At 43.9% G+C, this 24,048-nt stretch carries 23 protein-coding genes and 1 pseudogene; 12 read left to right on the forward strand and 12 right to left on the reverse strand.

Features of this window, described 5'->3' with window-relative positions; translation table 11 throughout:
• Positions 1-71 precede the first annotated feature (71 nt).
• Complete coding sequence (locus tag V7K48_RS28755) at positions 72-974, reverse strand: alpha/beta hydrolase (RefSeq protein WP_335077729.1); 903 nt, start codon at positions 972-974, stop codon at positions 72-74.
• Between the two features lie 158 nt (positions 975-1,132).
• Between V7K48_RS28755 and V7K48_RS28760 the strand changes: the two genes are divergently transcribed.
• The gene (locus V7K48_RS28760) at positions 1,133-1,636 is read left to right on the forward strand and encodes a helix-turn-helix domain-containing protein (protein ID WP_335077731.1); all 504 of its coding nucleotides are present in this window, start codon (positions 1,133-1,135) and stop codon (positions 1,634-1,636) included.
• A 206-nt stretch (positions 1,637-1,842) separates the two neighbouring features.
• On the opposite strand, the gene gatA is transcribed toward V7K48_RS28760, so the two are convergent.
• Positions 1,843-3,303: an Asp-tRNA(Asn)/Glu-tRNA(Gln) amidotransferase subunit GatA gene (gatA, locus tag V7K48_RS28765; RefSeq protein WP_335077733.1), complete on the reverse strand. Its 1,461-nt coding sequence runs from the start codon at positions 3,301-3,303 to the stop codon at positions 1,843-1,845.
• 424 nt (positions 3,304-3,727) lie between these two features.
• On the opposite strand from gatA, the gene V7K48_RS28770 reads away from it, so the two are divergent.
• The 3 genes and pseudogenes from V7K48_RS28770 to V7K48_RS28780 form a co-directional block, all read left to right on the forward strand.
• The gene (locus V7K48_RS28770; protein WP_041565237.1) at positions 3,728-3,868 is read left to right on the forward strand and encodes a hypothetical protein; all 141 of its coding nucleotides are present in this window, start codon (positions 3,728-3,730) and stop codon (positions 3,866-3,868) included.
• 176 nt (positions 3,869-4,044) lie between these two features.
• The gene (locus V7K48_RS28775; protein ID WP_335077735.1) at positions 4,045-6,939 is read left to right on the forward strand and encodes a glycerol-3-phosphate acyltransferase; all 2,895 of its coding nucleotides are present in this window, start codon (positions 4,045-4,047) and stop codon (positions 6,937-6,939) included.
• A pseudogene (locus tag V7K48_RS28780) lies at positions 6,936-7,172 on the forward strand (cupin domain-containing protein); the annotation flags it as partial. The gene V7K48_RS28775 and the pseudogene V7K48_RS28780, both read left to right, overlap by 4 nt.
• 67 nt (positions 7,173-7,239) lie before the next feature.
• Here V7K48_RS28780 and V7K48_RS28785 read toward each other — a convergent pair.
• From V7K48_RS28785 to V7K48_RS28805, 5 genes are all read right to left on the reverse strand, one after another.
• Positions 7,240-7,911 carry a glutathione S-transferase family protein gene (locus V7K48_RS28785; RefSeq protein WP_335077737.1) on the reverse strand — a complete coding sequence of 224 codons (672 nt, stop codon included), beginning with the start codon at positions 7,909-7,911 and terminating at the stop codon, positions 7,240-7,242.
• 430 nt (positions 7,912-8,341) lie between these two features.
• Positions 8,342-8,833: a DUF4174 domain-containing protein gene (locus V7K48_RS28790; RefSeq protein WP_335077739.1), complete on the reverse strand. Its 492-nt coding sequence runs from the start codon at positions 8,831-8,833 to the stop codon at positions 8,342-8,344.
• 396 nt (positions 8,834-9,229) lie between these two features.
• Complete coding sequence (cobJ, locus tag V7K48_RS28795; RefSeq protein ID WP_442949489.1) at positions 9,230-10,963, reverse strand: precorrin-3B C(17)-methyltransferase; 1,734 nt, start codon at positions 10,961-10,963, stop codon at positions 9,230-9,232.
• A gap of 587 nt (positions 10,964-11,550) precedes the next feature.
• The gene (locus V7K48_RS28800) at positions 11,551-11,970 is read right to left on the reverse strand and encodes an ester cyclase (RefSeq protein WP_335077744.1); all 420 of its coding nucleotides are present in this window, start codon (positions 11,968-11,970) and stop codon (positions 11,551-11,553) included.
• Positions 11,971-12,334: 364 nt separating this feature from the next.
• On the reverse strand, positions 12,335-12,736 hold the full coding sequence (locus V7K48_RS28805; RefSeq protein ID WP_335077746.1) for a hypothetical protein: 402 nt from the start codon (positions 12,734-12,736) through the stop codon (positions 12,335-12,337).
• 783 nt (positions 12,737-13,519) lie between these two features.
• Between V7K48_RS28805 and V7K48_RS28810 the strand changes: the two genes are divergently transcribed.
• The gene (locus tag V7K48_RS28810) at positions 13,520-13,723 is read left to right on the forward strand and encodes a hypothetical protein (protein WP_335077748.1); all 204 of its coding nucleotides are present in this window, start codon (positions 13,520-13,522) and stop codon (positions 13,721-13,723) included.
• A 276-nt stretch (positions 13,724-13,999) separates the two neighbouring features.
• Here the strand turns inward: V7K48_RS28810 and V7K48_RS28815 are convergent, their stop codons facing one another.
• The 4 genes from V7K48_RS28815 to V7K48_RS28830 form a co-directional block, all read right to left on the reverse strand.
• Complete coding sequence (locus V7K48_RS28815) at positions 14,000-14,407, reverse strand: VOC family protein (protein WP_335077750.1); 408 nt, start codon at positions 14,405-14,407, stop codon at positions 14,000-14,002.
• Positions 14,408-14,527: 120 nt separating this feature from the next.
• Positions 14,528-15,025, reverse strand: a complete 498-nt coding sequence (locus V7K48_RS28820) for an SRPBCC domain-containing protein (protein ID WP_335077752.1) — start codon at positions 15,023-15,025, stop codon at positions 14,528-14,530.
• Entirely contained in the window at positions 15,015-15,359 is a 345-nt protein-coding gene (locus V7K48_RS28825; protein ID WP_335077754.1) for an ArsR/SmtB family transcription factor, read from the reverse strand. Before V7K48_RS28825 ends, V7K48_RS28820 begins: the two co-directional genes overlap by 11 nt.
• 202 nt (positions 15,360-15,561) lie before the next feature.
• On the reverse strand, positions 15,562-17,064 hold the full coding sequence (locus V7K48_RS28830; RefSeq protein ID WP_335077756.1) for an acyl--CoA ligase: 1,503 nt from the start codon (positions 17,062-17,064) through the stop codon (positions 15,562-15,564).
• A 285-nt stretch (positions 17,065-17,349) separates the two neighbouring features.
• Between V7K48_RS28830 and V7K48_RS28835 the strand changes: the two genes are divergently transcribed.
• The 4 genes from V7K48_RS28835 to V7K48_RS28850 all read left to right on the forward strand — a co-directional run bounded on the left by V7K48_RS28835 (position 17,350) and on the right by V7K48_RS28850 (position 20,555).
• Entirely contained in the window at positions 17,350-18,492 is a 1,143-nt protein-coding gene (locus tag V7K48_RS28835) for a BMP family ABC transporter substrate-binding protein (protein WP_335077758.1), read from the forward strand.
• A 393-nt stretch (positions 18,493-18,885) separates the two neighbouring features.
• Positions 18,886-19,740, forward strand: a complete 855-nt coding sequence (locus V7K48_RS28840) for an FAD-binding domain-containing protein (protein WP_335077761.1) — start codon at positions 18,886-18,888, stop codon at positions 19,738-19,740.
• Positions 19,741-19,743: 3 nt separating this feature from the next.
• The gene (locus tag V7K48_RS28845) at positions 19,744-20,160 is read left to right on the forward strand and encodes a hypothetical protein (RefSeq protein ID WP_335077763.1); all 417 of its coding nucleotides are present in this window, start codon (positions 19,744-19,746) and stop codon (positions 20,158-20,160) included.
• Between the two features lie 269 nt (positions 20,161-20,429).
• Positions 20,430-20,555 (forward strand): CopG family ribbon-helix-helix protein, encoded by a 126-nt coding sequence (locus tag V7K48_RS28850; RefSeq protein WP_335077766.1) that lies wholly within the window; start codon positions 20,430-20,432, stop codon positions 20,553-20,555.
• Between the two features lie 166 nt (positions 20,556-20,721).
• Here the strand turns inward: V7K48_RS28850 and V7K48_RS28855 are convergent, their stop codons facing one another.
• Positions 20,722-20,871, reverse strand: a complete 150-nt coding sequence (locus tag V7K48_RS28855) for a hypothetical protein (protein ID WP_335077767.1) — start codon at positions 20,869-20,871, stop codon at positions 20,722-20,724.
• Between the two features lie 167 nt (positions 20,872-21,038).
• On the opposite strand from V7K48_RS28855, the gene V7K48_RS28860 reads away from it, so the two are divergent.
• The 3 genes from V7K48_RS28860 (at position 21,039) to V7K48_RS28870 (ending at position 23,925) form a co-directional block, all read left to right on the forward strand.
• Positions 21,039-21,536: a response regulator gene (locus tag V7K48_RS28860; protein WP_335077769.1), complete on the forward strand. Its 498-nt coding sequence runs from the start codon at positions 21,039-21,041 to the stop codon at positions 21,534-21,536.
• A 19-nt stretch (positions 21,537-21,555) separates the two neighbouring features.
• Positions 21,556-22,035, forward strand: coding sequence for a GAF domain-containing protein (locus V7K48_RS28865; RefSeq protein ID WP_335077771.1), 480 nt, complete (start codon positions 21,556-21,558; stop codon positions 22,033-22,035).
• Positions 22,036-22,437: 402 nt separating this feature from the next.
• Positions 22,438-23,925: a helix-turn-helix domain-containing protein gene (locus tag V7K48_RS28870; protein ID WP_335077772.1), complete on the forward strand. Its 1,488-nt coding sequence runs from the start codon at positions 22,438-22,440 to the stop codon at positions 23,923-23,925.
• Positions 23,926-24,048 lie beyond the last annotated feature (123 nt).

A 24,048-nucleotide genomic window follows, 5' to 3' on the forward strand; every position in this document is an offset into this window, starting at 1 on the left:
AAGCTACGCGCAGTGTCTCCAAGAGTTGTCCGAGCTGTACCAACGCAAAGCTACTCGAAGCTGATAGAGGCTCAGGAATTCAAATAGCTACTAGCTTGCACTTGTTGCACAAAAGACTCTACCCATTGCAAATATTGTGAACCAGCAACTACTGCTGTGTTGTTATGATCTGCTCCTGGAACCAATAATAGTTGCTTTGGTTCAGGAGCAACGGCATACAGTTTTTGGGTCATGAAAGAAGGTACAGTCGAATCAGCAGCGCCATGAATGAATAAAACTGGCATTTTTAAGTTTGGCAATTTTTTAATGGAATTAAATCGCTGTGTCAAGATTAAATCCACAGGAAACATCCAAAACATGTTTCGATAAGTTATTAAATCACGGATGGATGTAAAAGAGCTTTCCACGATTAAACCAGCGGCTTGTGGGTGTTTGACTGCCAAATCGATGGCGATCGCACCCCCCAGAGAATGTCCATAAAGAAAAATTTGGCTGGGTGGAATCTTTTGTTGCTGCACCAAGTAATTCCAAGCTGTGACTGCATCTTCATAAACCCGCTTTTCGTTGGGAAACATACCCTCACTGCGACCATAACCTCGATAATCAATCAGCAATACTGAAAACCCTAGCTGATGAAACCGATTCGCATGAGCTATATTTGCGCCAATATTAATACCGTTTCCGTGTAAGTATAGCAACACCTTAGCATTCGGTTGCTTGGCTTCTATCCACCAACCGTGAATGTGTTCTACCTTGCCTGTTTTAACTGCTACAAATAACCAAACCTCTTCGTAAGCGAGATTAAAAAACTCTGGTGTCTTTTCAATCACAGCAGAGGGAAAGAAAATGAACCGAGGTTGCCCAATAAAAAGAAATATACAGATGGCACAGTAGGCGATCGCTGCAATTATCCCAGCCCAGAGTAGCAGTTGGGAAAATACTTGTATTATAAATTGCAGTCTATTAACTTTCATGCCTGATTTATAAAATAATAAGGTATAGATTATAACTAAAAAACACTTAATCTGTATCGCTTTAGCATTTAAAAATGCTGGATTAAGCGATTATCAAAAAAATTTATCCAAAAAACAAATATTCAGTAAATTTACGTATGCACATTGAAGTCTTCTGAATGAATAGTAGAATTAGCCCATACCAAGAGAAGACTGTGACGCTCTTAAACGAAGCTCAAGTAGAGCAGCTAAAGGAAATAACCATACACTTGCGACAAGTAAGACAAGAAAAATCCATCCGTATAGAAGAAATAGCCTCTCAAACACTGATTCGAGCAGGTATTTTGCAGGCTTTAGAAGAAGAACGATTTGAAGAATTGCCTGAGCCTATTTTTGTTCAAGGATTCATCCGTCGCTATGGAGATGCTTTAGGATTGGATGGAAATGCTTTATCACATGCTCTTATAAGCAATGTAGTCCGCCAAGACTCCAATAATGCTCATAATGATCACAAGGATTCAGACAACAAACCAAATACATACATACCTCTTGTTGTTACCTACATTCTATTATTAGTAGCTGCATCTGCTGGTCTGTTATATATACTTAATCCACCACAAATTACATCTGAATCCCTGACTCCAAAAGTCAATGGTCAACAGTCAATGGTCAACAGTCAATGAACAGTAATCAGGCTGATAAATGGGCACGAGGGCAGGGGGAGAAAAATTTTAGATTTTAGATTGAAATTTAATCCAAAAGACGCTCTCTACGAGACGCGCAAGAGACGCGGATTCGTTGGCGCAGCCTCTCCAAGAGTTGGCTTTACGCTGCACTATCGTCAATTCCATTATCCAAAATTGTATTACCCAATGCCCAATGCCCATTTTCAAGATATTTGCGGTTGACGTAGATGCCAAGTAGTGGCTTGCTCATAAGCATAAGCTACCTGAAATAGTTGGTCTTCTCGTAGTGCCTTGCCAATTAGCTGTAATCCAATTGGTAATCCCTTGTCATCAAAACCGCATGGTATACTTAACCCTGGTAAACCGGCGAGATTTGCGGGAATTGTCATCAAGTCCAGTAAGTACATACTCAAGGGATCAGTATTTTTTTCCCCTGCTTTAAAAGCTGTCGTGGGAACAGTAGGACAAGCTAAGACATCAACTTGTTCAAAAGCTTTTTCAAAGTCTTGCTTAATCAGGGTACGGACTTTTTGTGCTTTCAGATAGTAGGCGTCGTAATAGCCAGCCGAAAGGGCGTAGGTGCCGATCATAATTCGGCGTTTGACTTCTGCACCAAAACCAGTGGCACGGGTACGAGTATACATCGACAGTAGATTGTCTGCACCAGGAACGCGGTAACCATACTTAACGCCATCGTAACGAGCCAGGTTTGCTGACGCTTCGGATGGGGCGATGATGTAGTAGCTAGGTACGCCATAACGAAAACTAGGACAGGAAATGATATGAATTTCCGCTCCCAAACTTTGTAATTCATCTACTGCTTTGGTAACAGCTTGTTCCACCACAGCATCCAGACCTTCACCAAAAGTTTCTTTGATAACACCAATTCTTAGCCGTCCTCTAGGTTTGAGGTCTGGTTTTAAGCTAGCAGAGTAGTCGGAAATAGCAACTTTGAGGCTGGTAGAATCTTTAGGGTCATGACCTGCGATCGCACTCAACAATATTGCTGCATCTTCTACTGAGCGTCCAAATGGACCAATTTGATCCAAAGACGAAGCAAAAGCTACTAATCCATAACGAGAAACCAATCCATAAGTCGGTTTTATTCCCACAACACCACAGAAGGATGCAGGTTGTCGAATCGAACCGCCAGTATCAGAACCGAGAGCAACCACACATTCTTGCGCCGCCACTGCTGCTGCAGAACCCCCAGAAGAACCACCAGGAACCCGTGACAAATCCCAAGGATTCGCGGTGACTTGGTAGGCAGAGTTTTCTGTGGAACCACCCATTGCAAACTCATCCAAATTAGTTTTACCCACCGTTACCGCCCCCGCATCTGCCAATTTTTGCGTCACTGTAGATTCATAGGGCGGTACAAAATTTTCCAACATTTTGGAGGCGCAGGTGGTAAGAATCCCTTTGGTACACAAATTGTCTTTAATCCCAATCGGAATCCCTGCTAATAGACCAATTTCTTCCCCCGCAGTAATTTTGGCATCCACAGCACCCGCCTGCTCTAATGCCCGTTCTGCGGTCACACATAAAAAGCTGTGCAATTTCGGCTCTAACGCTTGAATGCGTTCTAAAGCTTCTTGGGTAATTTCAACGGCAGAACGTTCTTTTTTAACCAGTTGTTCGTGCAACTCGCGGATGGATGCCATGATTGCTCTCTTTATGACTCAAGTCCTTGATTTTAGTACATATTGTAATTTAGTTACAAAATCCCGATCATTTTCAGCTTTCTTCTCTGCTTTTCTACTTCTTGTTGTAATTTAGTTACAAAATTCTTAGTATTTTCTAGCCTTCCCTCTGCTTTTCTGCTTCTTGTTGTAATTTAGTTACAAAATTCTTAGTATTTTTAGCTTTGCCCTCTGCTCCTCTGCTTATTCCCCATGCCCTATGCCCCATACCCGAGCATTGTAAAAATAAGACTAATACCTCTAAAGAAATAAGTAATTATGGTGATGGAAAAATTGTCAAGCTTAAACAAAATAATATTAGGAATTTAACATCATCCACAAATAGAAGGACTACAATCAAAACGGACAAATATCTCATGCTCCAACAAAAAAGGATTACAAAGCTGTGTCCGACTTAAATCGAGGAATTATGAAATTTGAGGGTGCAGATTCCCCAAAAGTAGTCACTATCTCTACCGTGTTGCTTCTGGGATCGATCGCTGCTCTGATAATCTGGGCGCTGCAAGCTGCCTATGCGCTAAACTAAAACCATTAGTAGCTTAGAAGGACACTTGTCTTAAACGGTTTCCATCGTAGCCAAGTGTCCGTTAAGTAACTAGTAAATAAAAACGCCCTATTAACCATCAAAAATTTCAGAAAAACTTTAGATTTGAGATTTGAGGTTTTAGATGGAAAATTTAAATCTAAAATCCAAAATCCAGAATGTTTGAACCTTGGGGTATCTTAGTTATTTTAATTGCCTGCCCCCTCTTGGGCGGATTACCCCTGATTGGATGGATCACTTACGCGCTTACGCACAAGCAATTATCACAAGTTGGTACAGGAAACATTAGTGTATCAGCTGCTTTTTATCACGGCGGTAGGTTTGTCGGAATTCTGGCAGTCTTGTCAGAAGCTTTTAAAGGAGTTGCAGCAGTCTTACTCACCCGCGTTTTCTTCCCAGAGGGATCGCATTGGGAATTGATTGCCCTGATCGCTCTGGTAATAGGTAGATACTGGGTAGGCAGAGGTGCAGGTACGACAAATGTAGTCTGGGGATTTGTCGTACATGATCCACTAGTGGCAATATTTGTATCTTTCTTTGCAATCATTAGCTTTACAATTCTGCAATCGAGACGGGTAGTCAAATTTGGGGTTTTGCTTCTCTTTCCTCTGTTTGTGGCACTTTTGCACATTAGTGATATCCCCAGAATGCTTGCTGCTGTTGCCTTAGCTGGTTTAATGGGCTGGATTTATACAAAAATTCCTGATGATCTGAATCTGCCAGCCCAAGAGGCACAAACAGAATCGCAGGCGATGTTGGAATTTTTACGCGGCGATCGCGTGATGGTTTCTCTAGATGAAGAGTTGGATGCTGCCATTGTCGGAGAAAAGGCGGCTACATTATCTCAAATTAAACGCTGGGGCTATCCAGTCCCGAAGGGATGGGTACTTGCCCCAATCGACAATCCTCAACTGTTGACAGAATTTCTCCAGCCATCAGAATTATCTCCCTTGGTGGTGCGTTCTTCTGCTATTGGAGAAGATTCAGAACAGGCTTCCGCTGCTGGGCAGTATGAAACAGTTTTAAATGTTACCAGCCCAGAGGCATTGCAGTCAGCGATCGTCCAAGTTCAAGCTTCTTATAATCAGCCATCTGCCGTGCAATATCGGCACGATCGCGGCTCAAATGACACAGCAATGGCTGTGCTGATTCAACAACAAATCCAGAGTGTATATTCTGGCGTCGCTTTCAGCCGTGATCCCATTACTCAGCAAGGTGATGCGATCATCATTGAAGCCCTTTCAGGAAGCCCGACGCAAGTCGTTTCGGGAAAAGTCACACCAGAACAATATCGCGCTTTTGTCCTTGAAACAGAAAATTCTTCCTCTGTGCAATTAGAGGGTCAAGGACGAGTACCACAAGCACTAATTAAACAAGTTGCATACTTAGCCTACCGAATCGAAAAACGCTATCATGGCACTCCTCAAGATATAGAGTGGAGTTATGACGGTCAAACACTCTGGGTGTTGCAATCTCGACCGATTACCACTCTGCTGCCCATGTGGACACGCAAAATCGCCGCCGAAGTGATTCCCGGAGTAATTCACCCCTTAACATGGTCAATTAATCGTCCCTTAACTTGTGGAGTTTGGGGAGAACTTTTTACTTTAGTTTTGGGCGAACGCGCCTTGGGGTTAGATTTCAGCGAAACAGCAACTCTCCATTATTCCAGAGCTTATTTTAATGCATCCCTTTTAGGGAATATTTTTCTGCGGATGGGACTACCATCCGAAAGTCTGGAATTTTTAACCAGAGGAGCTAAATTAAGTAAGCCGTCTTGGGAGTCAACCTGGAAAAATTTGCCAGGACTAGGGAAGTTACTAAGACGGGAATTAAGTTTAGAAAAAGACTTCAAGCGGGATTATCACAACCGGTTCATTCCTGGGTTGTCGCAATTGGCGCAGTCAGATATAGATAACTTTGAACCATCCAAGCTGTTGGCAAGAATTGACTTTACCCTAGAGTTGGTGCGTCAAGGGACGTATTACAGCATTTTAGCTCCCTTGAGTGCTGCCCTCCGCCAGGGGATTTTTCGGGTGAAGGATGGGCAAATTGATCACAGCGTTACCCCAGAAGTGGCGGCATTGCGATCGCTGAGTGCTTTGGCTACAGATGCCAAGCAAGTATTGCTTGAGTTTGAGCCACAGCAGGTATTTGAGCAGTTGAAACAAACGCCCCAAGGAGAGAAGATCCTCCGAGAATTTGACGAATTGCTTCAAGATTACGGCTATTTGAGTGAAGTGGGAACTGATATTTCCGTTTCCACTTGGCGGGAGAATCCCCTGATGATTAAGCAGATGTTTGTGCAGTTAATGCAGGGTAACGAACCACAATCAGGCGCTAAAGACGCGATTAATAGCATCTTTGCTGGTAAGCGCAAACGCTCTTTTGTGCAACGGCGTGTGGATATCAAAGGACGTGTTACTGAAGTTTATTCACGGCTTTTGGCTGAATTGCGTTGGAGTTTTGTTGCTTTAGAGAAGATTTGGTTAAAGTCCGGCTTACTCAAGAAAACAGGAGATATCTTTTTTCTAAACTTTGATGAAGTGCGGCGTTTAGTTGTGGGTGACGATTCTAGGTTAATTGAGGAGTTAGATAAGTTAGTGGAATTGAGGCGATCGCAATTTGTCCAAGATAGCCAGATTATTCAAGTACCTCTTTTAGTCTACGGCAATACACCCCCTCACCCCTTAGCTCCCTCTGCGCTCTACTCTGACCAAATCTTACAAGGTATTGGCGCTAGTCCGGGGCAAGTCGAAGGTAGGGTGAAGGTGTTGCGAAATTTACAAGATGTGCCAGAGATTGACCGAGATACAATTCTGGTAGTACCTTACACAGATTCCGGCTGGGCCCCTTTGTTGTTAAGGGCTGGAGGATTAATTGCCGAAGTTGGTGGACGGCTTTCTCACGGTGCGATCGTTGCTCGTGAATATGGGATTCCCGCTGTGATGGATGTTCGAGGTGCTACATGGCTCCTGCAAGATGGTCAACGGGTAAGGATTGATGGGTCTAGAGGTATTGTGGAATTATCTAACGATTTGAGACCTGAATGATTACCACTTCTGGTGAAAAACTTACAGAAGAGTCTGTTTCTCACAATCCTGAAATCAAGAAAAAGGTGATGCTACGCTTCGGCGATTTACCTCACCTGACTAACTTTTCTCAAGCACGTTTTGCTCCCGGACAAACCGCACCAGCACACGCGCATCAAGATATGTGTGAAGTATTCTTTGTGGAAGCTGGTTCGGGAGTAATTTACATTGATAGTAAAGAATACCCCCTGCTTCTTCGTCAATCCCATAGCTAACTACGGCTGATGCAGAGTTAGGCGCGTGTTTATAAGAGCCTTCTGCTTAACTCAGAAGCTCGTAAGTACCGCCACGCTCCAGTGCACGCTGGTAGGCCGGACGCGTGTGAATGCGATCTAGGAAAGCCATAAGCTTCGGACGGCTCGCATTAAGTCCAGCTCGGGCGGCTGCCGCCTCTAGGGGGAAGCTCATCTGGATATCAGCTGCGGTGAATTCGTTGCCAGCGAACCACGTACTTTTTTTAATCTCCGCCTCCTGGTAATCTAAGTGCTGCGCGATCTGAGGTTCAATAAACGAGTTCTTGACGCGACTAACGATCGCTCGGGCGATCGGCCGGGCGAAAAATGGTATTGGCCCCTTCTCGATTTGGTCGAAGATGAGCTTCAGCACTAGCGGAGGCATTGCCGAGCCTTCCGCGTAATGCAGCCAGTAGGTGTAGCGCAACCGCTCCGGCGTACCCGGAGCCGGAATCAGCCGTCTGTTACCGTAGCGTTCGACGAGATACTCAATGATTGCACCGGATTCAGCCAGGGTTAATGCACCATCGGTAATCACTGGCGACTTGCCGAGTGGATGTACCTCGCGCAGTGACGCCGGTGCTAACATGGTTTTCGGGTCGCGATCGTAGCGCTTGACTTCGTACTCTACGCCGAGTTCCTCCAGCAGCCAGAGCACACGTTGAGAACGGGAGTTGTTCAAGTGATGGACAGTGATCATCAGATTATTCTGTTATACAAAACTTGACAAAAGTTTTTCAAAGCTAGTTAGGACTTACGCAAAGGTAACGTATTTTCCTCATCGTTGCGTAAGTCTTGGCTAGTCATTCAACTATAGGACTTACGCACAAGCAACGGAAAATCGAACCACAGAGTCCGCAGAGGACACGGAGGAATTAGAGTTTGAGAGGTTTTTTGCGTAAGTCTTAAACTAAAGTAGGACTAAAACTCTATTCCTTTGTGACGGCAGTCGCTACAACGGGGGGAACCCCCGCAACGCGCTGCCTCTCCTTTGCGTCCTTCTCTAACGAGACGCTGCGCGAATGCGGTAGCCTGCAGCAAGCCGCTCCGCTCTGCGTCTACGTTTTTTCCTAATTTTGCGTAAGTCATGTAAAGAAAACTTTAGAGAAGCTTAACTACAGCAACTCTAGTTACTTTCTGCCTCGCTCTTGCATTTCTTGCCGACGCATTGGCATAGCGTCAATTTCCTCAAAAATTGCTGTCGCCTGAACTGGTGTAGCATTACTGCGCTTAACACCACCATCTTTGCCCACCAAAATCACGCGAAAATTTTCTTTGTCAACCCCAAAGCGATCGCGCAACTTGGCAGCAGAAGACTCATCTATTGGCTGTCTGTTGGCATAGCTTTCATCTGTTGCCAAAACCTGAACGAGAACTAAATCCCGATCTGCAAAACCGTTGTTATGCGCTTGCAATAGTTGCATTTGCTGCTGATAGGTATGGTTATCAACAGACGGTGCAAAGACTAGTAGCACTCGATTTTTCCATTTTTGGGAACTCAGGTTAAATGAAGACATTTTGATGGCATGATTGGTTGAACTTTGGACAATATCAGCTTTGCTAACTGGCGACAGGATCATACACGCTAATAGAGGAAGGGTAATTAATGCTGAATTATTCATAATGGCTTGTTATCTGTTTTCTATGCTCTCAAGCTATCATTAGTTTCCTCACTTTTCCTGATTAGCCAAAATTTAATAATTCTCCTCCCTTGCTGATCGTTTACCTTTAGGCGTTCCCGCAGCGGAGAATATTTAATCCTTTGCGCGAGGTGTGCATAATAAAACCCCAGGAATGAATTCCCAGTCCTGGGGTTTTATAGCGGTTCTCGTTTGCATGAAGTACATTTTTAAACCTCACCCCCAATCCCTTTCCTTACCAAGGAAAGGGGAGTGTTTACGCCTCTCAAATACGGGGTAAGGTTCAGACTGTATCCCAACGAAGTGAGAATCGCTATATTATGCGATCGCTTAAAAAAGTGCCTCCCCTGCTCTCTTCGTTGACAGCGCTGATTATCCCTACTGTTCGGTATAGCGACGCGGCGTATAAACCCAGATACTACCATTACTGCGCTTGATGGTTTGGGTTTTTGTAGAACCAACGAGAATAATTGTCCGCATATCAGCGCTTGCTGGTGTTAACTGGTCAAGTGTGATCACCTTCACCGTCTGTCCTGGTCTGCCGAGATTCTGCGCTAGCACTACTGGGGTATCTATTGTTCTATGTAGTAGTAAAATATTTCTCGCTTCTGCCAGTTGCCAGGTACGCTTTTTAGAAACAGGATTGTAGAAAGCAATTACGAAATCAGCCTCGGCAGCAGCGGCAATTCGTTGTGCGATCGCTGACCAAGGTTTCAAGATGTCAGAAAGGGAAATAGCACAAAAGTCATGCCCAAGGGGCGCACCAATCGCTGCTGCTGCTGCCTGCATGGCTGAGATACCTGGTGCTACATGAATATCTATACTGTCCCATTCGGGTTTGGCATAGCGATCGCATACTTCAAAAACCGCTGTTGCCATTGCATAGATACCAGGATCACCAGATGAAACTACAGCTACATATCGTCCAGATGCTGCCAAATCAAGGGCCATTTTTGCCCGTGCTTCTTCTTCGCGGTTGTCGGACTCATGCCGTAGCTTGCCATCAGCCAGAGAACCGACTAAATCTAAATAAGTTTTATAACCCACTAGGTCAGTTGCTGACTTGAGTATCTCCTTCACTTCTGGAGACATCCACTGCGATCCACCGGGGCCCGTGCCAATAATCGCTAACCGTCCGCGTGGCTGACCGATGGTATTGGGGTCAATTGGTTGAGGGGCAATGGCGATCGCTAAATAAGGAGATGAGGGAGATAAGGGGGATGTGCCTGTGGCGGTGATCACTGCTGCTTGGGCGGGGCTATAATCTGCTGATAACAGACTTTCTAGCTGATTTGGGGTAAAAAAGCGGGCAGGCACTCCCAAGGCGCTAGCTACGGCATGGATTGCTGGATCAGCAGCAGCGGTGATGGGTGCAAATATCCCGGCGACTGATGCTTTTTCTAGTTTGGCATCAGCTAGTAGCTGCTGTACTAAAGCGACTGGATCATCTGCATAGCTAATGATGCCATTAATTGCGATCGCTATAGTTGCTGGGTGATAGACAAGGCAGTTAGCTGTAAGAGTCACCAAACGTTCGGTAACTTGGATAGTCAAATCTCCTTTTGGATCTATGGGTAGTTTACTGTCGCTCAACCAAGGTGCTATACCTTCTAATTTGACTTGTGCCCCAGCCAGCAAATCTGAGATAAATTTCTTCGCATCCTCTGGGTTCGCTAAATGGTATCCAGGGGGAGGAGACAACAGCGTTGTGCCCAAACGTAGGTCGCCTGTGGTTGTAATTGCAGGCTTGATATCAAGCGCTTCGGCAATGCGGCGTGCCAAATCGTTTACCCCAGCAAGTCCGCCCAAGAGGGGTACAACAGCACTACCATCTTCAGCCACAGCTAGCACTGGTGGTTCCTGTTGTTTATCCGAGAGTACCGGAGCTAACGTCCTGATCAGAATGCCGGCGGCACAAATGCCAATCAGCGGCGTTCCTTGGGCAAATAACTCGCGTAAGGTCTCGCCAAAATTAGTAAAGCTGACATCAACTCCCGATGTGCGACCCGCTAGACCGTATAGTGTCGCCCCTGGTAGGACAGTAATTATTTTGCGTGCGACTGTCATGCTATTTTGACCTAGTAATACAATGGCGGGTGCAACGTTGATCATCATAAGTAGATATCTTGCAAAATTTGATATCCTTCAAATGAAACCACAGATTTAGACATGTAACGACTTCGTGCGAAGTGCGACACCGAATAGCCCGTCGTAGACATCGCTTGATAGTGATCGCTGTGCCTTCCAGAGGTGGAAATTGATATACGGGTTGTCTATAAATTTTTTGTAGGTAGAAAAAGCTTACTCTATTTGCAAAAATATCTACAATAAGTCTTTGTATATTTAGTATCAATTACGGCGGTGAATAAATTAAGAGTAGAACTAAAGTATAAAATTTATCAAGCAGTTTGGGGTTTGACAAAAAAATTTAAGCGCCTGTTCTCTTTCAAGAAATCTCTGGTCACAGCGACCTCAGGACGTTGCAGCGTTATCTGGAGATCACGCCAGAGCAGAAGCGAAAAGCTGTTTGCGTGATTGGGTTTTAATATTTATAGGACTTACGCAAAAAACCTCTCAAACTCTTATTCCTCCGTGTACTCTGTGTCTCTGTGGTTCGTTTTTCCATAACCCGTGCGTAAGTCCTAATTTAGCCAATGCTGTTAGCGACCATTTTTTCCCGACGTTATACAAAGGCGAATTCAGGCTTGAAGTTGCTGCATCAGACCTGCCGCGTCAGAAACAGACCAATGCTCAGCGATCTTACCGTTTTGGACACGATCAATCCGGATCGCCGATATCGAGATGCTCTTGCCAGTGGGCGGTATGCCATAAAACATTCCGCTGTGTTTGCCTTGAGTTGTGATGTAAGTAACAACCCGATTACTCTCCGCAACCTGCTGCACGATCTCAATTTGAATGTTGGAGAAAGCGGATAAATCAGCAAAGAACGACTCATGATAGACCCGAAGCGCGTCAAGACCGCGATTATCTGATCCTGGCATCGCGTGGTTGATACAATCTTCCGTCCAGAAATCTTTCAAAGCCGTGAGGTTCTGATCGTTCCAAACGACTTGGACAAGGTTCTGGATTATCTGCTTGTTTTTACCAGCATCGGTCATCAGCTTTTCTCCAGAGAGTAGTTTTCCATCGGGCAGTATACAATCCCCGACATGAATTACGTAAGCAATTGTAGACCGCTAAACCCATAAGTGTTTCGGCTTTTTTTAGTGCCATTCGGCTATAGCACACAGGTGATTGTCCCGCAATTTTGCAGTCAGTGTGATCCAGTCAGCTGATACCTGATGCTTGCTTTGTGGTGATTTTTGATTGTCAACTTCAAGAAGCTGTGATTTGAAGTGATGGAGAGGCGATGTCTCACGACAAGCCGCTGTGTGTCTACGCATTTGAGTAATATAGGGGTGCGATCGCATTTCCTTAAAAAAGGCGACGTCGAACAGCCCGTCGTAGACATCGCTTCTTGTTTCAATTAGCTTTACGCTCTTTGAGGACTTGATCTAGCAAATTTCTAGCAGATTGTGCTTTAGCCAACGCTGCTTGATGGTCATTATAAGCACGAACAAGGCGAGAAAGACTGCTCACACCTGCTTTGAGTTGCTCAAGTTCTTCACCAGCAACCAGTTCCCCATCAAGCATCCGCCCGATCAACGGTTTGATGTCGCCCACTTCCTGCCGGACTTTTTGGAGCTTTTCTAGGTTACTCAGTAAGCTTTTGAGTGAGTTCAAGATGTCGTCAATATCCTGGACATCTTCCACTGGTACGGCCGAATCTTCAGGCAAATCTTCAATTGTCACTGTATCTTTATCTGAAATTGTCGGCAATTCCTGTGCAGATGTTTCATTTTTAACCCCGTTTGACCGTGCCATCAACGCTTCCTCAAGGAATTTTCCTTAGTGTATCGCTTATCCCAAGTTACTAAAAATAGTATTGTTATAATTCGTTAAATTTGGTGAGTATTAATACAGTCCATAATCAGGGTCATTTTCAATCGTTCAACGAATATGGAGGGTTAAATCTACTTCTATTGCGGAAGAATCCACGGCTTTCTTATTCAGTTATATATCCCTCTTATCAGAAGTATTTCTGTTTCTTATAATAGGCAGAAAGGACTCCTATTTTATTTTTAAAAACTCAGTACAATTTTAAGATACTTCTTGAATGTTGCCTATTACCTGCCTATGCAAGTAAGTTTAGAGGGAGCATCCCAATTTGGCAAAAATAAAAGAAGAAAGATTATTCACGATGTAGACTCACGAATAATCTGGGAATTCAATCTTGTGGTTCTTCTGACTCTTGCTCAGAACCAGAACTAATGTTTAGCAGATCAATCATCAAGGGGATAAATTATTCTCTGTATTTCGTCCCAAAGGGAACGTATGTACTCCTGGGTCAAAGTTATACATCTAGGAGGAGCGCTCAGTCACCGCTTCTCTACGAGACGCTGCGCGAACGCTACAACTGGCTCATCATTAAATTTTTGTCTCCTCACACCTAGATGCACAAATAATTTTTAACTAAGTTAAGTTATGTTAAGTTATGTTATGTGTTTAAATTTGTATCCTAAACATGCTTAATAATTTATTTTTAGTATTTGATAATAAAAATCAAGTACTATCGGGAGATTTTTAATAATTACCAGGAGTAACTCAATGCTGATCTCAAATTTAAAGACTGAAAATATGTTTGTGGAACTACTTGATCATGAAGAGGAATCTATATCGGGAGGAGCAATTAGCATTACAGCCGATAAACTTAAATTATCATTCACAAATCTAGGTTTAAACATAGACGGTCTTAAAATTTTCATTAAAGCAGGAGCTATCCAGTTAAGTGGAGTACAATTAGGTGTTTAGAAGATAAAAGGAGAGCGAACATCCTGATTTTGCAAAAATAAAAGAATCCCTATATTATTCGTGAGTTTCCATCGCGAATAATACAGGGATTCAATCTTGTGGTTCTTCTGACTCTTGCTCAGATCCAGGAGTAACAACAAAATGATCTCCAAATGCTGCCCTCAGCGGTCACTCAGGCAGCATTACACCCCAGTTCAGCCTCGGTTTTGCTACGGTAAAACCGAGGCAAGACGGTCGGCTGGAGCGCCTTGGAGAGCGCATTGTGTCATTGCATTTTCAACCTTGATTTATTGCGCTTGGCTCCATATAGATAATTTCCCAAATATGGCCATCTAAGTCACTAAAACCATGTCCGTACATAAAACCGTGGTCTTGTGGTTCATTATAGGTTGTTCCGCCGGCGGTGACTGCCTTACGAACCATTTCATCAACTTCTTCTCGGCTTTGGGAAGATAAACACACAAGCACTTCTGTGCTTTTCGTGGCATCAGAGATTTCTTTGGGCGTAAAAGTCTTGAATTTTTCGTGAGTCAATAGCATGACGAATATGTCATCGCTCACGATCATGCAGGTAGCCGTCTCGTCAGTAAATTGGGTGTTAAAACTGAAGCCAAGTTTACTAAAAAACTCGACAGACCGATTGAGGTCTTTTACTGGGAGATTCACGAAAATTTTAGTAGCCATGTTTTCTCCTTTTGAAAGCTCATTTACGTGAATGAAGTATCGCCAAGCCGACGCTAATGTTCCGCTCGAGTCGTTTCATGCAGACCGCTAGTTGACCGTCTTATCCGTGGCTAGGAAGACTCAAAACTTCGCCAATAACTCGTCGAGGCAGTCAAAGCTTGAGTTCCAGCCTTCGATGACCCCCATCTTTTCATGCTTGTGACGGTCCTCAGCAGACTCATGCATAATTCGGAGTGTGAGTTTGGTATTACTGCCCAAATCCTCGAAAACCGCCGTCGTAACCATTCCCCTCGGCAGATCAGCGTTCACAACCTTTTCAAAGCCTTCATCAAATTCATCGCTGGTAACAATCCGTTCAAAGGGCACGATTTCGCGGAAGACGCCTTTGGCTGGGTACTCCGTGCCGTCTGGGCCAATCATGACGTAGCGCCATTTACCGCCCGGACGCAGATCCAATTCAGTTACCCGGGTCGTAAAGCCTTTTGGTCCCCACCACTGCACTACGTGTTTTGGGTCAGTCCATGCCTTAAACACGAGTTCGCGCGGCGCGTTGAAGACGCGGGTGATGACGATCTCGCGTTCCGATTGAGCATCAGTGGAGTCATTTTTATTGCTCATTTTGTTTCTCCTGGGTTTGTAATTCGTGTAGGTAATCATCCAGCCGCTCAAGACTCTCTTCCCAGAATTGGCGATATTGCTCGATCCAATCCGCCGCGTCCTTGAGCGGCTGTGCTTCGATCTGGCAGGGTCGCCATTGAGCCTCACGACTGCGGGTGATCAGTCCGGCACGCTCCAGCACCTTGAGGTGCTTAGAAATTGCCGGCAGACTCATCTCGAAGGGCTTGGCTAACTCAGTGACCGATGCCTCACCCTTGGCGAGGTGAGCCAGGATCGCACGCCGTGTGGGATCGGCAAGGGCGGCAAAGATGACGCTTAGTTGATCGGTAGACATTTTTATTTAACCGATCGGTTAATTAAACATTAGTTTAAATGTACTATTGAAGAATGTCAAGCACTGACTTAAGCTGTCGTTTGAACTCGTACATTGAAATAGGGTTGCCTTGTAGCCCATCAAGAAGGCAATATCTTCTGCATACAGTAGGCGTCCATTGACCCAAGCTAGTCGTAAATGTAACAAATGATTGCTCATCTCACTACTGCCCGATGTTAAGCAATTTCGCCATAGCCAACCGTTGCAGTTTCCCGGTAGCACCACGAGGTAGTTGATCCAAAATGTGAACTTGTTTGGGAACTTTGAAGTCTGCCAGCATGGTTGAACAGTAGGCTAAAAGTTCTTTTTCGCCAGCTTCTGCCTTGAGGACAACAGCGGCGTGGATATCTTCTCCTAAAGATTTGTGAGGGACGGCAAAGGCCAAGGCTTCGGCGACGGCAGGATGGCGCAGCAAGACATCATCCACTTCTAAGGGAGAAATTTTTTCCCCACCTCGGTTAATCAATTCTTTAATGCGTCCAGTCAAGCGGAGGTAGCCGTCTGCATCGAGTGTGCCCTGATCCCCTGTGCGGAACCAACCGTTTACAAAAGCTGTGGCGTTGGCTTGGGGGTTGTTTTCGTAGCCATCTATGACATTAGGTGCTTTTACCACCACCTCGCCCAAGTTTCCCTGAGATAATAGGTTGCCTTCAGAGTCCATAATGCCGACATCCACACCGAAGCCATAACCTACAGTACCTGGTTTGCGAACTTTTGGCGGTAGAGGGTTAGTGGTCATTAAGTGAGATGCTTCAGTCATGCTGTAAGATTCCACCACAGGAGCATTGAGAGTTGCCTCTAGCTGTTCAATGATAATTGGGGGCAAGGAAGCGCTACTAGAGCGAATGAAACGAAAGCGATTAGCTTTGACAATTTCTGTGTTGCGGCTAGCGCGGGCCAAAATTGTCTGGTGCATAGTTGGTGCTGCGGAGTACCAGCTAGGTTTGTAGGTATCTACTAGTTTCCAAAACTCTAGGGCATTAAAACCATTGGGACAAATTAGTGTGCCGCCCGATGCCAGAGTTGCCAGCAAACAGCCCACCAATCCGTGAATGTGGAACAGCGGCATTAGGCAAAGTGTAGTGTCAGTTGCGGTGAGTGAGTAAGCAGCAATGATGTTGTCGGCTGAGGCGATTAAGTTGCGATGACGAATCGGCACACGCTTGGGACGACTGGTAGTGCCGCTAGTGTGGAGAATCATTGCCAGATCATTGACATTGGGGGCTACAGGATTCGAGGATTCTGCTGGTTCTGAGCCTGTTTTGACTAATTCAAAGCTCAATGTGCCGTTAGTGTTTACCTTGGCATTAATCAGCATCATGTTAGGTGTGACGGCGGCAATGGCTGCTTCTGGCCCCTCAGACAACATAATCACTGCTTTTACCTCGGTATCTTCGTAGTAAAAGGCAAATTCTTCTTGCTTGTATTTGGGATTTAAGGGTGCAGCAGTGCCACACAGGGCGGCAGCCAAAAAGGTAATAGCCATTGGTGAACCGTTAGTCATGGCAATGGCAATGCGATCGCCTCGTTTCAATCCAAAGCTGTTGAGTTGGGATACCAGTCCAACAACATTCTCGCGCAGTTGCTTATAGGTTAGCGATCGCCCCTCAGGCGTAACTAGGGCTGAATGATTGTCTTCCCCTGCTAAAAGCTCAAATAAGTTCATTAAAAACCTCCAGTAAACCGCATCCCCTTGTGGGAGTTGTTAGTAAAAGGGACTGGGCATTGGCAAAGAAACTCTTTCCTTGTCCTCCTTATCTTCCTTGTCCACATTCCCCATACTTCGACGCTGCTCAGTACAAGTGCCCAATGCCCAATTCAACCATTATTTGCTTTCTTTTGTCAGTAAGTTGACGGCAAAAAACAAGAGCTAAAATTAACTAAATAGAGTATCTGTCGTTACTAGAAATCAGAAAAATCTTTTTCAGCAACTAAACCCCATCGATAAAATATGGATCGTCGGAATTTTCTAAAGTATGCCACTTTAGCAGGATCTAGCTTTGCCTTAACTAGTTGTGTTCAAGGCAAAAATTCCAAATCGCAGGGTGAGGTGTCTCCCTCAGCGTCGCCTGTGGCGGTAAATGAACCTCTGAAGGTGGGATTTGTTTATATGGGTTCTGTGGGTGATTTTGGCTGGACTTATGCCCATGATTTAGGCCGCAGAGACATGGAAGCCAGTCTTCAAGATAAGGTAAAAACTACCTTTGTCGAAAATGTCAACGAAGGTGCTGATGCCCAAAGGGTGATTCGCCAACTAGCATTAGATGGTAATAAGTTAATTTTTACAACTTCCTTCGGGTACATGAATCCAACAATTAAAGTTGCCAAGAACTTTAGTGATGTTGTCTTTGAACACTGTGCAGGATACAAACGTGCTGCCAATGTCGGTACTTATCTGGGACGCTTTGAAGAACCGCGTTACTTAACCGGCATGATTGCTGGCAAGATGACAAAATCGAATGTAGTTGGTTTTATTGGCGCATACCCAATTCCGGAAGTAATTCGAGGAATCAGTGCATTCACTCAAGGAGTGCGGGTAACAAATCCTCAAGCAAAAATTAAGGTACTTTGGGTACAAAGTTGGTACGATCCAGCTAAAGAAAGAGAAGCGGCTCAAGCTTTGGTCAATTTAGGTGCGGATGTACTAACGCAGCATACCGATTCTGGTGCCGTTGTCCAATTGGCTGAGGAAAAAGGCATTTATGCTTTTGGCTACAACACTGATATGAGTAAGTTTGGTCAACAAGCCCACCTGACATCAGCTATTAACAAATGGGGCAAATTCTATACAGATAAAGCCTTGGCTGTAATCAGTAATACTTGGAAGTCTCAAGAGGTTTGGGATGGCATTAGTGAAGGGATGGTGGATATTTCCCCGATGAATCAGGCAATTCCGGCTGATGTGCAACAACTGGTGAATGCGAAGCGCGATCAGTTTATTCAGGGTACTGCACATCCTTTTGATGGGCCGGTGAAAGACCAAAAAGGGGTAGTGCGAGTACCAACAGGTAAGGTGTTGGACGATCAGGGACAACTGGCGATGGATTGGTATGTTGAGGGAATTGAAGGGTCAATTCCCAAAGGGAAATCATAATAAGTAATTCAATTTTGAATTTTGAATTGTTATTGGTGTTGTTAAATTAGCAGCAGAGTTATAAATTAAAAACTTTCTTCAGATTTTCTGGCTGCGTCACCGCCAAATCTTAAGCGGTCATTTCCGGTGTGGTAGTTTTATCATGACTTTGTTTTCCAACCAGAACTCAATAAATAATATCAAAAAAAGAATCACAGTTACAATGTAATACTCTCCAACCTTCCCGTTTACCAATCAACTCAATTTTTTCTTGACTAGAAGAAACTGAGATTGGTTAGGACAATAAGCGATGCCTGCGGCAACCCCTGCCGTGTACGCTTGTGTTTCTGCGCGATAATAATGATCTAACCTACAGGTATTTTTGTTTATCTATTCTCACCCTTCAAAGTTCACATGATTAAAGATATGCAACGCGAATTTACTAACCGCGATGAGTTGGTAGCCTACCTCCGCAAACAATTCCCAGATGCGGCACAACGCGATGACCAGATCAGTGAAATCGTGGGGGGACGCAAAGCGGCACAAGAAGCGCTGCAAAAAATCGATCCAGTCGGCTACGCCCAAACACGTAATTTTTTCACAGGTGCCGTCACACGACTTTCGCCTTATATCCGCTATGGCGTTTTGAGCTTGCGAGAAATTCGAGATTATGTCCTTGAACGGGTACAGCACCAAGCTGATGCTACTAAACTAATTAACGAGTTAGGCTGGCGCGACTACTGGCAACGGTTGTATATCAAGTTAGGGGATGGAATCTGGAAAGACCAGGAAGAGTACAAAACTGGTTACACTGTGGGTGAATATGCACCCGAATTGCCGCAAAATATCAGACAAGGAATCACAGGCAGAGTTTGTATCGACAGCTTTAGCCGTGACTTGAAAGAAACTGGCTATCTACATAACCACGCACGGATGTGGCTAGCGGCTTACATTGTCCATTGGCGGCGTATTCGTTGGCAAACAGGAGCCAAGTGGTTTCTTGAACACCTTTTAGATGGAGATCCTGCTAGCAATAATATGTCATGGCAGTGGGTTGCCAGCACCTTTAGTCATAAACCGTATTTTTTCAACCGTGAAAATTTAGAACGCTACACCCAAAGCGTTTATTGCCAGAAATGTCCCCTTTACGGTGATTGTGATTTTGAAGGTAGCTATGAAGAATTAGAACAGCGACTTTTTCCCAAAGGAGAATTTAGTAAACAAGCCAATAGCCAAAGTTGGCAGCGTGCAAAGAAAGGTAAAAAGTGAAAAATGAATAAACCAATTGTTTGGGTGCATGGAGATTGCCTCAGTCCATACAACCCTGTACTACAAAAATACCCCGATGCCCCAGCTATCTGGGTTTGGGACGAGGTTTTGATAGAGGAATGGCAATTGAGTCTCAAACGCCTCGCCTTCATCTACGAATGTTTGCTAGAGTTACCTGTTGTTATCCGTCGTGGCGATATGGCACAAGAAATTTTAGCTTTTGCTGAAGAACATGATGCGAATTTAGTCGTCACAGCCAACAGTCCCAGTCCCCGGTTTGATCATATCTGCAATCAAATGGAGGGTTCTATAGCAGTGGAAGTCTTAGAGGTAGAACCATTTTTTAACTATGACGGCTATATTGACCTGAAGCGGTTCTCGCGCTATTGGAAAGTGGCTCAAAATTATGTTTTTGAATAGCCCAATTGTAAAATTGTAATGCCTGGCGATCGCTTCTTCTACCAAAGTTTGATAGTTTGGTACTTATAGACGCAATGCAAGTTGCATCATGATGTTTTGCACTGCTCACATAGCATAATTTTTGCCGATTAACTAAAGTAATTTTCTAACGATTCTTCTCTCACGTCTAAACGCCAGCAGCCGAATTTGGAATTGTGAACCAAGCGTATGATTTGCTTGTATACATCCTATACATAAGGCTAGAATGACTGATAAAAGGAGAGTTTTTCATGTCTCAAAGCGAAGTTGTCACCGTTAGATTAACGCCAGAAATTAAGGTGAAGCTGGATGCCCTTGCTATAAGTACAAGGCGTAATAAGTCTTGGTTGGCGGCAAAGGCGATCGCCAATATTTAACTAAACTAAACTATTCAGTATAGTTATTACCTGAACCCAGACTCTCCTGATTCGGAGTATGTGCAATACTCTGTTGTAAATTGAGTAACTAATACTTTAGTGAACAATACATACAACTAATGACTAGAAATTTTATATATTATTGAACAAGTTATCCAAAGCTGATTTAGCTACTGATTCCGCCCATGAAGATGTAATTTTCTAGTAGCGTCAGATAGTTTGAATATTTTCTATTTTCATGTCTCATTAGCGATCGTAGCTCCTCAATCACCATTAATCCCACCCGCTCAGTTGCTCTCAGTATGGCTTTAGTCATGCAGTTGAATATCTAACAGCCATAAAGCAATAATAAATTTTTGATTATGCAACAAAGCTGTTATGTAGATTAATGTATTGTTGATTTATGAATGAAAAAGTCTAAAAGCAGATGGTATCCGCCATCTACTTATTAAGGCTCCTAATTGAGATCACCAAGTAGGAGATTTGTCTATTTTGTCAAAACTTAACACCGAGTTATGTCCTGAAAAAGACAGAGAGATTTTTGACCAAATCCCACGAAATATATATCCATTGCTTAATGGTTTTAGGGTGCTTGTGGTAGATGATAATGAAGATTGCCTGTGTATGGTGAAGTTCATTTTAGAAGAGTACCTAGTGGAAGTTAAGACGGCTATCTCAGCGAATGAAGCCATTGAAGTGATAGAAATGTGGAATCCTGATGTTTTGATTAGTGACATCGGTATGCCAGACAAAGATGGATATTGGCTAATTCGTACCATCAGAAACTTTGAAGCCTTGAGAAGTAAGTTTTTTCCTGCTATTGCTCTGACAAGTTATGCGTATCCAGAAGATTGCACTAAAGCACTTGATGCCGGATTTCAAGAGGTTATTTTTAAACCTTTTGACCCAGATCAGTTAATTGCAATGGTGGTAAAGCTTGCTGTGGGGATAGATAAAGCTGGATTGAGATTTATTAAATAAATAGTTAGGCATTACACGTATGGTTAACTTTACAGATTCGTTGCGCGAACTGAAGACTATTCTCGACCGCCAAGAACTCCGTGCAGCAGTCATCTTCCTGAACGAACTGACCCCGCATCGCTTCACGTCACTGTATCGGTTTGATGAAGATATACTGCATAACCTTTGCTTTTTCGACCGGGAAAATCCGATGCAAGAGTTAACGCCGGACATTCCGGTGATGGCCTCATATTGCGTTTTTGTCCGTAGCAGCCGCGGCACGTTTACGACACCCGACTCGCTCCAAGACGACCGGGTTCACGGCCACCCTAAGTGGCAAGAGGTGCAATCCTACTGTGGTGTACCACTGTTGGATGAAGACGGCAAGATGTTTGGGACGATCTGTCACTTTGACTTCCGTCCAATCGCAATAAGCGACGCAAACGTCGCTCTCATGGAGGCGATAGCACCATTGATCAGACGGATTACATCCGGTACGACCAAATCAGTACCGAAATAAGTTACTACTTGTTTAGGCACTTACTAGTAATAAAATGCCCAACTGTCAATGAAAGCTTTCCTGTCTTATAAGTACCAAATATATAACGGTGTGCAAATTATCCTCCCTGAACCGATGAGGCAGCGCGGGAACAGGGGGTTTCTCCCATGAGTGACTTCCTGTATTATCAATTGTTGGAGAGGCTGCACCTTAAGCGTAGCTATGCCGCAGGCTTTACGAGACGCTACGCGAACAGCAACGACCACACCATTTGGGCTAGGCATTTTATTTCTTGGATCGACTTTAGGAACTTGCCAAAAATAAATTCTTCCAGGTAAAAACTTCTTTAATAGTTATATTCTAAAAGCTTTCACAGTTATTGTCTACCATTTTTACCTGCATGAGCAGTGTATTTTTAGAGAAATGAAACAGTTAGCAAAAACGTTACATAAAAAGTTTTCACATCTAGTTCAGCAGGTAATAGCAATTACCATTTCCCGTAATCCAAATCCAAACAAAACTAATCTTGCTGAACGTGAAGAAATTGTAGAAGATCCGACTGCTCTATTAGAAAAGCAAATTCCTTTTCAGATATCCTCTAAAAAAGATGAGCAAAAGGTAGTATTAAATAACCAGTATCCAACTAAACCCCGACAATTCAAAAGAGCTTCCTTATTTCCTGATCAGACTAGTATTGCCGCGTTGTCGTCAGTTTTGCATGGAGTTGCTGAAGTCTTATCTCAAAAAATGAATTTATCATGGAAAGCTGAAGTAAGTAGTACTTTCAGCTATGAAAAAGAAGTTGAAAGTGGAAAAGGAAAAATCTTTTACTATGTAACAGATAATCCCGAAACTTCACAACCAGAAACTCTGGCTGGAGAGGCTGCTCTAGTTGTTATAGATCAATTTGACCCAAGAGCGTGTGCAATTCACCTAATTTACTGTGCTTTGGTAGCCAGCTTAGATAAACCTTGGTCAGGCAATTTTGTTATAGATGACAGGCAACTACTTGAATACACAGGGCTTGTTAAACGCAGGGACTTATGCAAGCATGAAAAATTGAGTATTTTGCACCACTTGTTACGACAACCCGCTCAGGTACTAGCCTGTATTGCATGGCCTAAACAGGGGAAAGTAGGAGCTTTTACTGTTGCTGATTTAAAAATTTGGGACGTTAGCATAATACGAGATTTTGAAACAGATAAAGCTGGCAATAGCAAGCTAGTGGGTTTAAAAGTGATCGGTCAAGCTGGAGTATGGACAAAATACTTCCTCAATAAATCTAAATATTATTACCATACTGGAATTATTACTAAGAAAACTGTACAGAAACTATTTAGCATTGGGAAACAAAATGCTGGTGCGGCTAGAATATTAGTTTGGCTAACCTTCCAAATCCAACCGGGATTCCCGGATTGTGTAATGGGCAAGACTTTGATGGAGATTGCTTACAGTGCAGAGAAAGTGTCAACAGCAGAGCAAGACAGACAGCTCAGACGGCAAATGGCTGATGACTTTGAAACTGACTTGAAAGTTGTCAAAGAAGCAGGCTGGCAAGCAGAACTTGAAACAGGCCCAGCTTGGTTAACAAGCAGCAAAAGCGCCAAAAGACCTATAGGTTACTGGAGTGAAATACTGAATTCTAAATGGCGTTTTCATCTACCAGTAGAAGTACAGGAACGCTTGACTATGGACTCAAATCAGCTAAATGCAGACAATATCCAGCCTTTATCAGGTAATGTGATCAGAGAAGCTAGAAAAGCAAAAGGCTGGTCTAGGGCATTTTTCGCTACAACGATGGGGAAAAGCGTTTCCTGGGTTGATGCAGTCGAGACGGGTACACGTAAGGTTTCTCAGAAGGACTTGCCCAAGTTGCTCAACACACTGGAACTACACCTTAACAGGTATTGATTTCAACTAGCAATTTCAGCAGTTTGCCAAGTATGAATAGCCGGATCAGCCAACAGTGTAAAAATTATTGTTGATCAGGTAAGCTGTTCCACATTGAAGTTGCATTCCTTAGTGTGGGCAATA

Origin of the sequence: Nostoc sp., assembly GCF_036919615.1 — a bacterium.
Taxonomy (GTDB): Bacteria; Cyanobacteriota; Cyanobacteriia; order Cyanobacteriales; family Nostocaceae; genus Nostoc.